General features: G+C 64.1%; 15 protein-coding genes. 13 read left to right on the forward strand and 2 right to left on the reverse strand.

Translation table 11 applies throughout. From position 1 onward, the window contains the following. Window positions 1-18: 18 nt before the first annotated feature. Complete coding sequence (locus HPO_RS01665; protein ID WP_035593774.1) at window positions 19-1,257, reverse strand: serine hydrolase domain-containing protein; 1,239 nt, start codon at window positions 1,255-1,257, stop codon at window positions 19-21. Between the two features lie 193 nt (window positions 1,258-1,450). On the opposite strand from HPO_RS01665, the gene rpmH reads away from it, so the two are divergent. The 11 genes from rpmH (at window position 1,451) to HPO_RS01720 (ending at window position 10,058) form a co-directional block, all read left to right on the forward strand. After that, window positions 1,451-1,585 (forward strand): 50S ribosomal protein L34, encoded by a 135-nt coding sequence (rpmH, locus tag HPO_RS01670; RefSeq protein ID WP_035593776.1) that lies wholly within the window; start codon window positions 1,451-1,453, stop codon window positions 1,583-1,585. A gap of 38 nt (window positions 1,586-1,623) precedes the next feature. Beyond that, window positions 1,624-1,989, forward strand: a complete 366-nt coding sequence (gene rnpA, locus HPO_RS01675) for a ribonuclease P protein component (protein WP_035593777.1) — start codon at window positions 1,624-1,626, stop codon at window positions 1,987-1,989. 61 nt (window positions 1,990-2,050) lie between these two features. Continuing rightward, window positions 2,051-3,871 carry a membrane protein insertase YidC gene (gene yidC, locus HPO_RS01680; protein WP_035593780.1) on the forward strand — a complete coding sequence of 607 codons (1,821 nt, stop codon included), beginning with the start codon at window positions 2,051-2,053 and terminating at the stop codon, window positions 3,869-3,871. After that, the gene (gene yihA, locus HPO_RS01685) at window positions 3,872-4,531 is read left to right on the forward strand and encodes a ribosome biogenesis GTP-binding protein YihA/YsxC (protein WP_370454420.1); all 660 of its coding nucleotides are present in this window, start codon (window positions 3,872-3,874) and stop codon (window positions 4,529-4,531) included. A 37-nt stretch (window positions 4,532-4,568) separates the two neighbouring features. After that, window positions 4,569-5,030, forward strand: a complete 462-nt coding sequence (locus HPO_RS01690; protein ID WP_035593784.1) for a GNAT family N-acetyltransferase — start codon at window positions 4,569-4,571, stop codon at window positions 5,028-5,030. A gap of 99 nt (window positions 5,031-5,129) precedes the next feature. After that, window positions 5,130-5,330: a hypothetical protein gene (locus HPO_RS01695; RefSeq protein WP_035593786.1), complete on the forward strand. Its 201-nt coding sequence runs from the start codon at window positions 5,130-5,132 to the stop codon at window positions 5,328-5,330. A gap of 81 nt (window positions 5,331-5,411) precedes the next feature. Beyond that, window positions 5,412-6,305, forward strand: a complete 894-nt coding sequence (argB, locus tag HPO_RS01700) for an acetylglutamate kinase (RefSeq protein WP_035593788.1) — start codon at window positions 5,412-5,414, stop codon at window positions 6,303-6,305. Then, on the forward strand, window positions 6,280-7,311 hold the full coding sequence (locus tag HPO_RS01705) for a DUF1036 domain-containing protein (protein ID WP_035593790.1): 1,032 nt from the start codon (window positions 6,280-6,282) through the stop codon (window positions 7,309-7,311). Before argB ends, HPO_RS01705 begins: the two co-directional genes overlap by 26 nt. Further along, the gene (locus tag HPO_RS01710; protein ID WP_035593792.1) at window positions 7,308-8,051 is read left to right on the forward strand and encodes a pyrimidine 5'-nucleotidase; all 744 of its coding nucleotides are present in this window, start codon (window positions 7,308-7,310) and stop codon (window positions 8,049-8,051) included. Before HPO_RS01705 ends, HPO_RS01710 begins: the two co-directional genes overlap by 4 nt. 16 nt (window positions 8,052-8,067) lie before the next feature. Next, window positions 8,068-8,895, forward strand: a complete 828-nt coding sequence (gene dapD, locus HPO_RS01715; RefSeq protein WP_035593794.1) for a 2,3,4,5-tetrahydropyridine-2,6-dicarboxylate N-succinyltransferase — start codon at window positions 8,068-8,070, stop codon at window positions 8,893-8,895. 167 nt (window positions 8,896-9,062) lie between these two features. Further along, on the forward strand, window positions 9,063-10,058 hold the full coding sequence (locus HPO_RS01720) for an HWE histidine kinase domain-containing protein (protein WP_233349228.1): 996 nt from the start codon (window positions 9,063-9,065) through the stop codon (window positions 10,056-10,058). Window positions 10,059-10,069: 11 nt separating this feature from the next. Here HPO_RS01720 and HPO_RS01725 read toward each other — a convergent pair whose 3' ends face one another. Then, window positions 10,070-10,828: an alpha/beta hydrolase gene (locus HPO_RS01725; RefSeq protein ID WP_035593798.1), complete on the reverse strand. Its 759-nt coding sequence runs from the start codon at window positions 10,826-10,828 to the stop codon at window positions 10,070-10,072. Window positions 10,829-10,914: 86 nt separating this feature from the next. Between HPO_RS01725 and HPO_RS01730 the strand changes: the two genes are divergently transcribed. Next, entirely contained in the window at window positions 10,915-12,054 is a 1,140-nt protein-coding gene (locus HPO_RS01730; protein WP_241767849.1) for a glycosyltransferase family 4 protein, read from the forward strand. A gap of 4 nt (window positions 12,055-12,058) precedes the next feature. Continuing rightward, window positions 12,059-13,096: a glycosyltransferase family 9 protein gene (locus HPO_RS01735; protein ID WP_051612168.1), complete on the forward strand. Its 1,038-nt coding sequence runs from the start codon at window positions 12,059-12,061 to the stop codon at window positions 13,094-13,096. Window positions 13,097-13,098 lie beyond the last annotated feature (2 nt).

Below are 13,098 nucleotides of genomic sequence, written 5' to 3' on the forward strand. Positions count from 1 at the left end.
CCGCGAGGGAAACGGGGGCTATTTCGCGGCCCCGGCGGCGGGCGGGTCGATCCGCATCCAGTCATGCGGGGGGAGGCCATAGATCATGTCCATCACTTCCAGCTCGATGCCGACCGGGCGGCGGGAATTGGAGTTCCAGAGCACCACCACGCCGGAATCGAGCTCGGGATCAAACAGCATCAGCGAGCGATACCCCTCCACCGCGCCGCGATGGCCCACCACGCGGGCGCCGGTGATGTCGTATTTGTAGGTGCGCCAGCCAAGGCCGTAGCGGGCGTCGCGCATCCGGTTTTCGTACTGGTTGCCCAGGCGGGACTGCTCGCGCGGGGTGTAGACGCGCGGCGTGTGGAGGGTGACCAGGGTTTCAGGCGTCAGCACATCGGGCGCCAGGCCCATCTGGGCGCGGGCAAACTGAGCCAGGTCGAGGATCGAGCCATTGACGCCGCCGGCGGCGGGCACGCGGTAATAGGGCTCCTTGACGGTCTGGCGGACGGGTTGGGGCGCGCCGCGCTTCATTTCATAGGGCTTGGCCCAGGAGGCAGAGCCGACGAGCCCGGCGCGGCCGGTGCTGGCGGTGGTCATCTGCAGCGGCTTGAACAGGGTGACATCGACGGCCGCGCCATAGGACATGCCGGTGGCCGCTTCGACGATCTCGGTCACCGCATCAAAGGCGACATTCTGATAGGAGTGGCAATCGCGGATCGGGCAGACAACCTTCAGGCCGGCGAGGCTGCGGCGGATATCAGCCGGGTTGCGGCCATCCTCCAGCATCGTGTCATAGGCGTTGGACACAACGCCCACCCGGTGGGCCAGGAGGTCTTCCAGAGTGGCCGCCTCTTCGCCCTTGCCGGGCAGGCGCAGGGTGGTCTTGAACGAGGCAAGGGTATCGTCCAGCGCAAAGCGGCCCTCATTGGCGAGTTTTGCCGTCAGGCTGCTGGCGACGCCTTTCGACAGCGAAGCCCAGCGGAACACGGTATTGCGCGTAACAGGATCTTCCCCATAGGCGGTGACGCCATAGCCGCGCGCGAAGGTAATCTCGCCCCGCTCGATCACTGCCACGGCCAGCCCGACCATGTCGGTCTCCCGGGAGAGCCGGGTCAGTCTTTCGTCCAGACGGTCAAAATTTACAGGCTGCGGCGCGACCAGAACGGAGGCCTGAACCGGGGGATGAGCCGGAACCGGCTGAGGGCTCTGCGCCTGAGCGATACCCGCCACACACCCCATAAACCCCAGCAGAAACGCGCCAAACCGGATCATCGATACCCCTCTGCCTTCAGATGCTGCGTTACAGATAACACCGTGTGTGGGAGGAAAGTGTAAACCGGGCTCAGGCAGTAGAGCTGCAATCTGTCAGCCGGGGAGGGGTAAATCCCGCAGGCCCCGCTTGACCTTCCCCCGCGCGGCCTGTATTGGCCGCGGTTTCCAGAATTCAAGCCGTCAGGGCAGACCTATGAAACGCACATTCCAGCCGAGCAACCTTCGCCGCAAGCGCACGCATGGTTTCCGCGAGCGTATGGCCACGAAGAACGGCCGTAAGGTTCTGGCGCGCCGCCGCGCCAAGGGCCGCAAGACGCTGACGGCCTGACGGAGCTTGCCTGCGCCGGTTTTTCCGGCGTTGCGGTAATGTCGCCCGATCTCACCCCCATGCCAGAACTGCGCCGGCTTCGCCGACGCCGCGAGTTCACCTATGTCCGCGACGGGATTACCGAGCGGCGCAAGACGGTGGTGGTTCAGGCGCGCGCCCGGCCCGGTGATGAAACCGGTGATCATGTCGGGGAGGGCTACACGGCAACGAAAAAGGTTGGTGGCGCTGTCGAACGCAACCGGGCCAAGCGCCGCCTGCGCGAAGCTGCCCGCCGCCTCTTGGCCCAGCATGGCCGCCCCGGATGGGATTATGTCTTCATCGCCCGGGAAGCGACACTTGATACCGGCTGGGCACGTTTGCTTGACGATATGGAAAGCGCGCTGATAAGCCTCGCGCGCACCTGATCCCCGAAACGCCACCGCGCCTGCCGGACCGGCACGCTCTCAGCCCCCGCGGACACCCGATATGGAACCTCAAGAACAACGCAACTTCCTGATCGCCATGGCGGCGATGATCGCGTTCGTTTTCCTGTACCAGTATTTTGTCATGGAGCCGGCCCAGAAGCGGTATGAGGCCGAGCAGGCAGCGCTCGCCGCCGCCACGCAGGCGCCCGGCGCTGATACCGGGGTAGCCGAGGTTCTGGGGCCCAGGCCGCTGGAAGCTGCCCTTTCCGAAGGGGAGCGGGTGGCGTTCAATGCCGACGCCGTGGACGGCTCGATCCGTCTGGCCGGCGCGCGCATCGACGATCTCAGCCTGAAACAGTTCTACACCACGGTCGACCGTGTGGAGGAAATCCGCCTCCTGCGCCCGGAAGCCTCCGAAGGAGGCTATTTCGCCACTTATTACTGGGCGGACGGCAATACGCTGTTGGCCGGGCGCAACTCTGCCTGGACGCAGGTGGGCGGCGATACGCTGACCACCGCTTCGCCGATCACCCTGCGCCTTGAAGCCGACGGCATGACCATCGACCGGGAAATTTCGATCGACGCCAATTACATGTTCACCTTCCGCGACACGCTGACCAATACGTCCGGCGCGGCGCGCAATGTCCGCGCCATCGGCTCGCTGGAGCGCCATGGCGACTGGAAACGCTTCCTCGAGATCACAGACCCGGCCTCGGCCACCAGTGGCGGCCCGGCGCATCTTGGCCTGATGGGCGTGGTGGAGGGCGATCTGCGCCTGCAGAAATACAAACCGCTTTTTGAATCCAAGAAAATCAGCGGCGAATCGAGAGACGGCACCTTCTTCTCCGACGAAGGCGGCTGGTGGGGCCTGACCGACATGTACTGGATGGGCGCGCTGGTGCCCGAACAAGTTCGTCCGTTCACGGCCAGCGTCAACCGCACGAGCCTGTCGCGCGGTGGCCCGCTGGAAGTGCGCACGGAGGCAGAACCGGTGCAGATTGCGCCGGGCGCCAGTGTCACGGTTGAGAACCGCCTCTTTGCCGGCGCCAAGCAGTTCGAAGTGCTTGAAGGCTATGAGAAATCCGGCCTGCCGCGCTTTGTCGATGCCATCGACTGGGGCTGGGCCTACTTCCTGACCAAGCCGTTCTTCTATGTGCTGCACTGGCTGAACGGTCATCTCGGCTCGTTCGGCTGGTCGATCCTGGCCTTTACCGTGCTTGTGAAGCTGCCGCTGGTGCCGCTCTACAATGCCAGCTTCAAATCGATGGCGAAGCTGAAGAAGCTGCAGGAGCCGATGAAGCAGCTGAATGAGCGTTTTGCCGCCGATCCGCAGCGCAAGCAGCAGGAGCTGATGAAGCTCTACAAGGAAGAGGGGGCCAACCCCATCGGCGGCTGCCTGCCCATCCTCTTCACTATCCCGATCTTCTACGCGCTCTACAAGACGCTGTATGTCTCGCTGGAAATGCGTCATGCGCCCTTCTGGTTCCTGAAGGATCTCTCCGCGCCCGATCCGACAGCCATCGGCAACCTGTTCGGCCTGATCCCGTTCTGGTCCGGCGCTGACGTCAAGAGCATCCCGGTCATCGGCATCATCATCGGCATCGGCATCCTGCCGATCCTCTATGGCGCGACCATGGCGGCGCTGCAGTCGCTGTCCCCGCCGCCGCCGGACAAGATGCAGGCGCGCATCATCATGGCCATGCCGATCGTGTTCATGTTCGTTTTCGGCGGCTTCGCGGCGGGCCTCGTGATGTACTGGGTGTGGTCGAACGTGCTGACCTTCATCCAGCAATACATCATTATGCGGATGAATGGGGTGGAGACCGAGCTCGGCAAGTTTGTTGCCACGCGGCTTGGCCTCAAAAAGGCGCAGGCGGAATAGATCTTGGACGCAGCCCCGGAATTCTCAGAGGAAGCCCTGGAGGCTGGCCGTCTGCTGTTTGCAGGCAAGGCGGAGTTCGTCCTGGGCGTGGCCAGCCTGTCGGGCCTGCCGCCCTCTGACCGGGCCGAAGTGTGCTTTGCCGGGCGCTCGAATGTCGGCAAGTCCAGCCTGATCAACGCTCTCACCGGCCGGGCCAAGCTTGCCCGCTCCTCGGCGGAACCGGGCCGCACACGCGAGCTCAACTATTTCGCCATCGGGGATGAAGGAAAGCTCTTCCTCGTCGACCTTCCGGGCTTTGGCTATGCCAAGGTCTCCAAGACGCAGACGGCCGCCTGGACCAGGCTGATCAAATCCTATCTGCGCGGCCGGCCCAGCCTGCGGCGGGTGTTCCTGCTGGTCGATGCCCGGCGCGGCGGCCTGATGGATACGGACGAAGAGGTGATGAACCTGATGGACGGGGCCGCGGTCACGTATCAGGTCGTGCTCACCAAGGTCGACAAGGTGCCGAAGGCGGAGGTCGAGAAGACCGTCGCAAAGATCACCGACAAGCTGAAGAAACGCGGCGCGGCCCACCCGGTCGTGCGCATGACTTCGGCAGAGAAGGGCTTTGGCATTCCCGAGCTCCGGGCAGAGATTGCAGGCCTCGCCGCGCTCGGCTAGCGGTTTTGCCGGACATATATAGGCAAGGCTCTCACCCATGACCATCGACATCCGCCCGGACGATCTCACCAGCGCCGAGATGGCCGACCTGATCGCCATCCATGCCCAGACGATGCTGGCTTCCTCACCGCCCGAAAGCTGTCACTTCCTGCCGATTGACAGCCTGCGCCAGCCTTCCGTCAGTGTCTGGTCGATGTGGGAAGACGGCGCGCTGATCGGCTGCGGCGCCCTCAAGGATCTCGGCAATGGGGAGGGCGAGATTAAGTCGATGCACACGCGGGCGCATCTGCGGGGCAGGGGGATTGGCCGGCTGATGCTGGAACATATCCTCGGTGTTGCCAGGGCTCGGGGCTATACCGGGCTCTGGCTGGAAACCGGCTCGATGGACGCCTTTATCCCAGCCCGGCGCCTGTATGAAAGCTATGGCTTCTCTTATTGCGGGCCCTTCGGCGATTATGCGGAAGACCCGAACAGTGTCTTCATGTGTTTGCAAATGTAACAGGCATTTTTCACCTTTCCGGACCGTAACATTCAACCACACTTGACGCCGGATTCAGGATCGTTCTTAAGGGGCTTCCACGCGCAAAGGGGAGTTTGCATGCTGGCCGTTCCGCTCGTTCTGATCGCCATTTTTGTCGGCGTTCTGTTCTATCGCCGCACTCAGAAGGCCGGGCGCGAGCTCGAGCTGCGCCGCATCCAGAGCGAGCTGGCGGCGCTGGCGCGGGTGCGGCAGCATAATGAAGGCGGCGAGCTTGTGCCCATCCCCGTGGAGGCGCGCCGCCGGGCGGCCGGGCGCTAAGGCAGGCCGGGCCTGCGGCCTTTGCTTCAGGCACAGAATATTCGTTTCGTCTCGCGAAAAACCGGGCTATTAGCCCCGCCCATGACGACCCAATCCGACGCCCAGTTCACCGCCCGCACCCTCTCCGAGGCTCTGCCCTATATCCAGCGCTATGCCGGCCAGACCATCGTGGTGAAATACGGTGGCCATGCCATGGGCGATGCCAGCCTTGCCTTGTCCTTCGCGCGCGATGTGGTGCTGCTGAAGGCCCTGGGGCTTAACCCGGTGATCGTGCATGGCGGCGGCCCCCAGATCGGCAAGCTGCTGGACAAGCTCGGCATCGTTTCGGAATTCAAGGACGGCCTGCGCGTCACCGATGAAGCGACGATGGAAGTCGTCGAGATGGTGCTTTCCGGCCCGATCAACAAATCCATCGTGCGGGCCATCAACCAGGCAGGCGGCAAGGCGGTCGGCCTTTCGGGCGCGGATGGCAATCTTCTGCGGGCGGAAAAAGCCACGCGCACCACACGCGATCCCGACAGCCATATCGAACAGATCGTCGACCTCGGCTTTGTCGGTGAGCCGAGCGAAGTTGATACCAGCGTGCTCAATGCACTGCTGCAGGCGGATGCGGCGCTGATCCCCGTGGTGGCTCCGGTCGGTGTGGGCGCGGATGGTGCGCGCTATAATGTCAACGCCGATACAGCCGCCGGCGCGCTTGCCTCGGCCCTGAAAGCCAGCCGCCTCATTCTGATGACGGACGTTGCCGGCGTGCTCGACAAGCAGAAGCAGCTGATCCGCGAAATCCCTGCGGCAGAGGTCGCCGGGCTGATCAAGGACGGCACAGCTGTAGGCGGTATGATTCCGAAGCTTGAAACAGCGGCGCAATCCGTAAATCATGGTGTCGGGGCGGCGGTTATTCTGGATGGGCGTGCGCCGCATGCCCTGCTCATGGAGCTGTTCACCGAACATGGCGCTGGAACGCTGGTTTCTTAGAATTGTAGTTCTGGCGATTGCTTCGCTGGCCGTCCTGCTGCTGCCTGCCGATGCGCAGGAAGGCGAGGGCTGGAAGCTGTGCAATCGCACCAGCTATGTCATCGAGGCCGCTGTCGGCCATGAGGAAGCCAGCGGCATCACGGTTGAAGGCTGGACGAAGCTGCATCCGGGCGCCTGCCGCATTGCGCTGCCCGGCCCGCTGAAAGCCGGTATGCACTATCTTTACGGCCGCACGTCCTCTGCCCACCTTGGCGGCGGGCGGGAATGGGGCGGGCGCAAGGATCTCTGCGTGGACCCGACCGGCACCTTCTCGCTGGAGAGCCCGCCGGACTGCGCCGCGATGGGGCTTGAGACTCAGGGGTTCCGCCCGGTCGATATCACCCGGGACGGAAGCTGGACCAACCTCTTCACCGAGATCGAGAATTATTCCGAGGACACCGCCCGCAATGCCGGGCTGCAGCGCCTGCTGGATGAGGCGGGTGTCATTTCCGGCAATGTTGATGGTTTCATCGGCCAGCGCACGCGCGCGGCAATTGCCGACTTCCTGAAGCTGCGCGGCCTGCCGGCCAACCTCTCGGATGCCGATCTGATCGACTATCTTGAACAGGCCGCCGAGGAGCGGGGCCGCAATGTCGGCTTCACCCTCTGTAACCGCACCAAGAACCGCATCTGGAGCGCCATTGCCCGGCGCAGCCCGGAAGGCTGGGAAAGCCGCGGCTGGTGGCGGATCGAGGCGGGCGGCTGCGCCCGCGTGATCGACCGTCCGCTGAGGGGCTCGGAACATTTCGTCTATGCCGAGATGGAAGACGGCGCCCAGCTGCGCACGCTGGCCAATGCCAATGAAGCCTTCTGCGTCGGCCGGGCGAAGTTCGCCATCTCCGGCCGCGAGGATTGCGAGGACGCCGCCTACCGCACCGCCCTGTTCACGCGCACGCCCGCGCCGGTCGAACGCAAGCTCGTCTATGAATTCTTCGCCCGCGACTTTACCGAGGTTGCCAGAAAATGAGCGGCAGGGACGGGGAAGGCGATACCGGCTTCGGCCATGTGCAGGACTGGGTGTTCGATCTCGACAACACCCTCTACCCGGCCGAGTGCGACCTCTTCGCCGAGATTGACACGCGGATGACCGATTTCGTCTCCCGCTACCTTCAGCTTGAGCGCATCGATGCCCGCAAGCTGCAGAAATCCTATTACGCCCAGTATGGCACCACGCTGTCGGGGCTGATGCAGGTGCACAAGCTCGATCCGGCAGAGTTCCTGCACTATGTCCACGAGATCGACCTCTCGCCGCTGCCGGACCTGCCCAACCTGCGCACGGCGCTCGCCTCGCTGCCGGGCCGCAAGTTCGTCTACACCAATGGCTCGCGCCGCCATGCAGAGCGTGTGACCGAGAAGATGGGGATCGCCCATCTCTTCCATGACAGCTTCGGCATCGAGGAAGCTGCCTACCGGCCCAAGCCTCACCTGGATGCCTATCAGACCTTTTGCCAGACGCATCAGGTCCGCCCCGAAGGCGCGATCTTCTTCGAGGATCTCGCGCGCAATCTGAAGCCTGCCAAGTCTCTCGGCTTCACCACCGTGCTCGTCCATTCGGAAAAGGACTGGAGCCATGAGCCGATCGAGGCACGTCCCGCCGGGGCAGGGGACGCTTTCGGGGATGACGGCCCCGGACACATCGATTATGTCACCGGCGACCTCGCCGGTTTCCTCGATACGGCGGTGTCGAGCCTGACTGCCAAAAAATAAGCTGAAGAGAGATGCCATGACCGACGCCCTTGCCCGTGTAATCGATGCTGCCTGGGAAGGGCGCGACAGCCTCTCCACGTCCACGACCGGCGAAGTGCGCGATGCGGTGGACGCCGCCATCAGCCTGCTGGATTCCGGGGAGGCGCGCGTTGCTACCAGGGAAGCTGATGGCAGCTGGACCGTGCATCAATGGCTGAAGAAGGCCGTGCTGCTCTCCTTCCGTCTCAACGCCAATGGCGTGATCAATGGCGTGCCCGGCGGCGGGAGCTGGTGGGACAAGGTGCCCTCGAAGTTTGAGGGCTGGGGCGCCAAGGAATTCCAGGACGCCGGCTTCCGCGCCGTGCCGCCCTCGGCCGTGCGCCGCGGCGCCTATGTGGCGAAGAATGCCGTTCTGATGCCGTCTTACGTCAACATCGGCGCCTATGTCGGCGAAGGCACGATGATTGACACCTGGGCCTCGGTCGGCTCCTGCGCGCAGGTTGGCGCCAACTGCCACATCTCCGCAGGCACCGGCATCGGCGGCGTGCTTGAGCCGCTGCAGGCCAATCCCACCATCATCGAAGACAACTGCTTCATCGGTGCGCGTTCGGAAGTCGTCGAAGGCGTGGTTGTGGGCGAGGGTTCCGTACTCGCCATGGGTGTGTTCATCACCCAGTCCACCAAGATCGTTTACCGCAGCACCGGCGAGATCATCTATGGCAAGGTGCCGCCTTACTCCGTGGTCGTGCCCGGCACGCTGCCCGATCCCAAGGGCGGCCCCTCGCTCGCCTGCGCCGTGATTGTGAAGACCGTTGACGCGCAGACCCGCTCGAAAACCGGCGTAAATGAACTGCTGCGCGACTGAGGCTGTGTGAAGAACCCCGCAACACGCGCATAACGCGTGTTGCGCAGGCGGCTGGTTGCGCAATGGTTGTGCTTGTATTACCGTGACTTTTCCTCAGGCTAGGTCATTCGGTTCCGGTGCGCTCGAAATTACAGTCTCTTCCAGCTTTCGCCGCGGCCGAGAGGCGATTGTCCCTTCCGGCTGCGCTGGCGACCTATGTGGCCAGCGTCGCCATCTTTGCCCTCGCCTTCGGCCTGCGCAGCTGGTTTGACCCTTATCTGCCGCAAGGATTTCCCTTCCTGACCTTCTTCCCGGCGGTGATTGTCAGCGGCTTCGTCTTCGGGGTGCGCCAGGGCATTCTGGTGGCGCTGCTCTCGGCATTTGCGTCCTGGTACTTTTTCATTCCGCCGGTGGGGGCAGATTTCTCGGCCGGCACATTGCTGGCCATGGGCCTCTACATGTTCGTGGTGTCCACCGAGCTGGCGCTGATTGCCCTGATGATGCACGCCTTCCGCGCCGAAGCCCGCGCGCTGGAGGAAACGCGCCGCCTGGCCGACCAGCAGGAAACCATGGCGCAGGAGCTGGACCACCGGCTGAAGAACATCTTCGCCACGATGAACGCGATCATCTCGCTGTCGCTGCGGGGCGTCACCAGCGCCCAGGAACTGGCTGCCCGCCTGCGCGAACGTGTCAGCGCTCTGGGCCGGTCAAATCTGCTCCTGCGCGGTTTCCGGGCCGGGGAAGAGGTGGGTCTGCGCTCGGTGATCGAGCAGGCGCTTGAGCCTTTCTCGATCGTCGGCACACCAAAGCTCAGCACGGCGGGCGCCCACATCCCGATCGGCGGACAGACCCTGGTGGTGATGGGGCTGACATTGCATGAGCTGGGTACCAACGCCGCCAAATACGGGGCGCTCAGCGTGCCCGAGGGCAGGGTTCTCCTCTCCTGGCAGATGGAAAAGGACACCGCCACCGGCGCGGAAAACCTGCTGTTTGAGTGGCGCGAGACCGGCGGGCCGCGCCTTGATCCCGAAAAGCGCGGGGCAGGGGGCTTTGGCTCAACGCTGATGAGCCGCGTTATCGCCAATGTCGGCGGGCACACCGATATCGACTATCCTCCCGAAGGCGCCCTTGTGCGGATCATCATGCCCGCCGAAATGCTGAACCCGGAAAGCCCGTCAGCCTGACGCGCGCCGCTTCAGGCGCCGGTCAGATTTGCCATGTCCGCGCAAGCGGCAATCAGTCTTGCCACATCCTGATCGCGGGAGAGGCGATGGTCGCCGTCCTTGATCAGGGTAAGGATGACATCGGAAGAGGTCAGCCGCTCATTGATCTCCAAGGCGTGTGGCCAGGGCACGTCCGGATCTTCCATCCCCTGAAGGATGCGCACCGGGCCATCAAACGCAATCGGCGCGTCCAGAATCTGCCACTGGCGGCCATCCTCGATCAGCGCCTTGGTGATCGGGTCGGGCGTGCCATAGTCTGACGGGCGAAGGGTGACGCCCCGCGTCATGATCTCTTCCTGCTGGGCCTGGCTGAGGCCCGCCCACATCAACTTTTCGGTGAAATCCGGCGCCGGCGCAATCAGCACCAGGCCCTTTACGCGCTCGGGCCGGGCAAGCGCCGCCAGCAGCGCCATCCACCCGCCCATGCTGGAGCCAGCCAGGACAAGCGGGCCTTCCGACAGGGTGTCGATAGCGGCCAGCGTATCTTCGCGCCAGCTGGAAATTGTTCCGTCCTCGAAACGGCCCTCTGATTCGCCATGGCCGGAATAGTCAAACAAAACAGCGCCATTTCCGGTCTGCCAAGCCCAGCTGCTGACCGCCTGCGCCTTGCTGCCCGCCATGTCCGATCTGTAGCCTGACAGCCAGATGAAGGTTGGCCGCCCGTTTACAGGCGGGATTTTGTTGAAAGCCAGCCGGCGGCCCTCGGGTGAGGTGAAATATTCCGTTGTCATGGCTGCTGCCTTCCGTCATCTCTCACGCCTGTCAAGCGAGTAGTCAGGGCCGCGTTTTGGGCGAACTTCCGGATTTGAAGAACAGGGTGATCCTCCAGGTTGCGCCGGAGCTTTCGGCCGGCGGTGTGGAGCGTACCGTGCTGGAGGTGACCGAGGCCATCGTCGAGGCAGGCGGGCGCGCTCTGCTTGCGAGCCGAGGTGGAAGGCTGGAAGCCGAATTCGAGCGCCTGGGCGGCGAACTCTTCCGTATGGATGTAAAAAGCCGCAACCCACTGACCATCCGGATCAATGAAGGCAAGCTGCGCCAGATCATCCGTGAAGAGAAGGTGGACCTTGTCCACGCCCGCTCGCGTGCTCCGGCCTGGAGCGCCTATGCCGCGGCAAAGGCCGAAAGTGTCCCCTTTGTCACCACCTATCACGGCGCCTATTCGGGAACCTCGGGTCTGAAGCGCGCCTATAATTCCGTGATGGCCAAGGGCGACATCGTCATCGCCAATTCCAACTGGATTGCCGATCACATCTGCCAGGTTCACCAAACGCCGGCAGACAGGATCGTCACCATCCCGCGCGGGGTGGACCTGGCCGAGTTCGATCCCAAGGCCGTAGCGCCTGCCCGCGTGGATGCGATCCGCCAGAGCTGGGGCCTGCTCGGAGACAAGCGCCTGACGCTGTTCCTCCCCGGCCGCCTCACCGAATGGAAGGGGCAGGGCCTCGCCATTGACGCTTTCGCCGCTCTGGCCCCGGACGAACGCGCGGGGATGGTGCTGGTCCTCGCCGGAGACCCGCAGGGGCGCGATCACTATGTCGATGCGCTGCAGAACAAGATTGCGGGGCTCGACCTTGAACGCTCGGTGATCATTGTTCCGCATATCGGCGACATGGCGGCCGCTTACCTGGCGTCTGACATCGTGCTTGCCCCATCGACCCGCCCGGAGGCCTTCGGCCGGGTGGCGGCAGAGGCCGCTGCGATGGAGCGTCCGGTGATCGTTTCCGATCATGGCGGCGGGCGGGAAACCGTCATCGAATACGAGACCGGCGCGCGCGTCCAGCCGGGGGATGCCCGGGCCCTTTCAGGCGCGCTGCGGGCCATGATCGGGCTTGGCCCCACGGTGCGCGCCTCCATGGGCGCGGCGGGCCGGGCGCATGTCCTGCGCCATTTCTCCAAGAGGGGGCTTCAGACGGCGACACTCAACGTCTATAAGCGCCTGTTGGAGAAGGGGAATTGAACACTTGTCGAGTGCGCGCGGAAGCGGCGCCAGCCCGGTAAATCCCGGCGCGAAGGCGAAGGAAGTGCTGGTCATCAAGCTCAGCGCGCTGGGAGACTTTGTCCTCGCGCTGGGCGCCATGCGCGCTGTACGCGAGTTCCACCCGTCTGCCCGCATCACGCTGCTGACCACCCCGCCTTACGAGGAATTCGCCAAGACCTGCCCGTATTTCGACGTGGTGGAGACCGATGGCCGGCCCGAGGGGCTGAAAGCCACCAACGCGCTGCTCAGCCGCCTGCGCAAGGCGAAATACGACATCATCTATGATTTCCAGACCAGCGGGCGCACCCGGAACTATTATTCGGTGCTGTCCCGCGCCGGGAAGGCGCCGCTCTGGTCAGGCCATCATGAGAAGGCTGCCTTCTTCCACGATAATCCGGCCCGCGCGGGGATGCACTCGATTGACCGGCTGGCCGAGCAGCTTGAGGTCGCCGGGGTGGCGCCTCAGGGCCGCTGGCTGGGCAAGAGCGCGCCGTTTCCGGATCTCGGCTGGGTGCGCCCCAAGCTGGGTGACACGCCCCGGCTGAGTCCGGCCTATTTCGGCATCCAGAAGCCCTACATGCTGCTGATTCCCGGCGCGTCGGAACACCGGGAAGCCAAGCGCTGGCCAATCGAGAACTATGCCGAACTCGCCCGCCGCATCGCCGATCTCGGCATCACGCCGGTCGTCATCGGCGGCAAGGCCGAAAGCGCAATCGCCCAGGAACTGGTGAAGCGCGAACCGCGCGTCAAAAACCTCGTGACGCGCACAGACCTCTTCCAGATCGTCGCGCTGGCGGAAACGGCGGTCTTCGTCGTCGGCAATGATACCGGGCCGATGCATATGGCGACCCTGGCCGGCGCCCCCGGCATCGCCCTCTTCGCGCTGACCGAAAGCAACCCGGACCATTCGGCCCCGCGCGGCCCTAGGACCGTCATCGTCAACTCCGCCCCGACGCTGAAAGAGCTGTCGGTGGATGATGTCTGGCAGTCCGTCCGCGCGCTGGGGATCGCGCCGGTCTAGGG

This window comes from Hyphomonas polymorpha PS728, from assembly GCF_000685315.1.
Taxonomy (GTDB): domain Bacteria; phylum Pseudomonadota; class Alphaproteobacteria; order Caulobacterales; family Hyphomonadaceae; genus Hyphomonas; species Hyphomonas polymorpha.

What these genes read in the sequence shown, in the direction of transcription:
- argB (WP_035593788.1), top strand. Translation starts at nt 5,412, where the DNA reads ATGACGACCCAATCCGACGCCCAGTTCACCGCCCGCACCCTCTCCGAG.
- HPO_RS01690 (WP_035593784.1), top strand. Translation starts at nt 4,569, where the DNA reads ATGACCATCGACATCCGCCCGGACGATCTCACCAGCGCCGAGATGGCC.
- HPO_RS01710 (WP_035593792.1), top strand. Translation starts at nt 7,308, where the DNA reads ATGAGCGGCAGGGACGGGGAAGGCGATACCGGCTTCGGCCATGTGCAG.
- HPO_RS01705 (WP_035593790.1), top strand. Translation starts at nt 6,280, where the DNA reads ATGGCGCTGGAACGCTGGTTTCTTAGAATTGTAGTTCTGGCGATTGCT.
- HPO_RS01695 (WP_035593786.1), top strand. Translation starts at nt 5,130, where the DNA reads ATGCTGGCCGTTCCGCTCGTTCTGATCGCCATTTTTGTCGGCGTTCTG.
- HPO_RS01665 (WP_035593774.1), bottom strand. Translation starts at nt 1,257, where the DNA reads ATGATCCGGTTTGGCGCGTTTCTGCTGGGGTTTATGGGGTGTGTGGCG.
- HPO_RS01725 (WP_035593798.1), bottom strand. Translation starts at nt 10,828, where the DNA reads ATGACAACGGAATATTTCACCTCACCCGAGGGCCGCCGGCTGGCTTTC.
- yidC (WP_035593780.1), top strand. Translation starts at nt 2,051, where the DNA reads ATGGAACCTCAAGAACAACGCAACTTCCTGATCGCCATGGCGGCGATG.
- rnpA (WP_035593777.1), top strand. Translation starts at nt 1,624, where the DNA reads ATGTCGCCCGATCTCACCCCCATGCCAGAACTGCGCCGGCTTCGCCGA.
- dapD (WP_035593794.1), top strand. Translation starts at nt 8,068, where the DNA reads ATGACCGACGCCCTTGCCCGTGTAATCGATGCTGCCTGGGAAGGGCGC.
- rpmH (WP_035593776.1), top strand. Translation starts at nt 1,451, where the DNA reads ATGAAACGCACATTCCAGCCGAGCAACCTTCGCCGCAAGCGCACGCAT.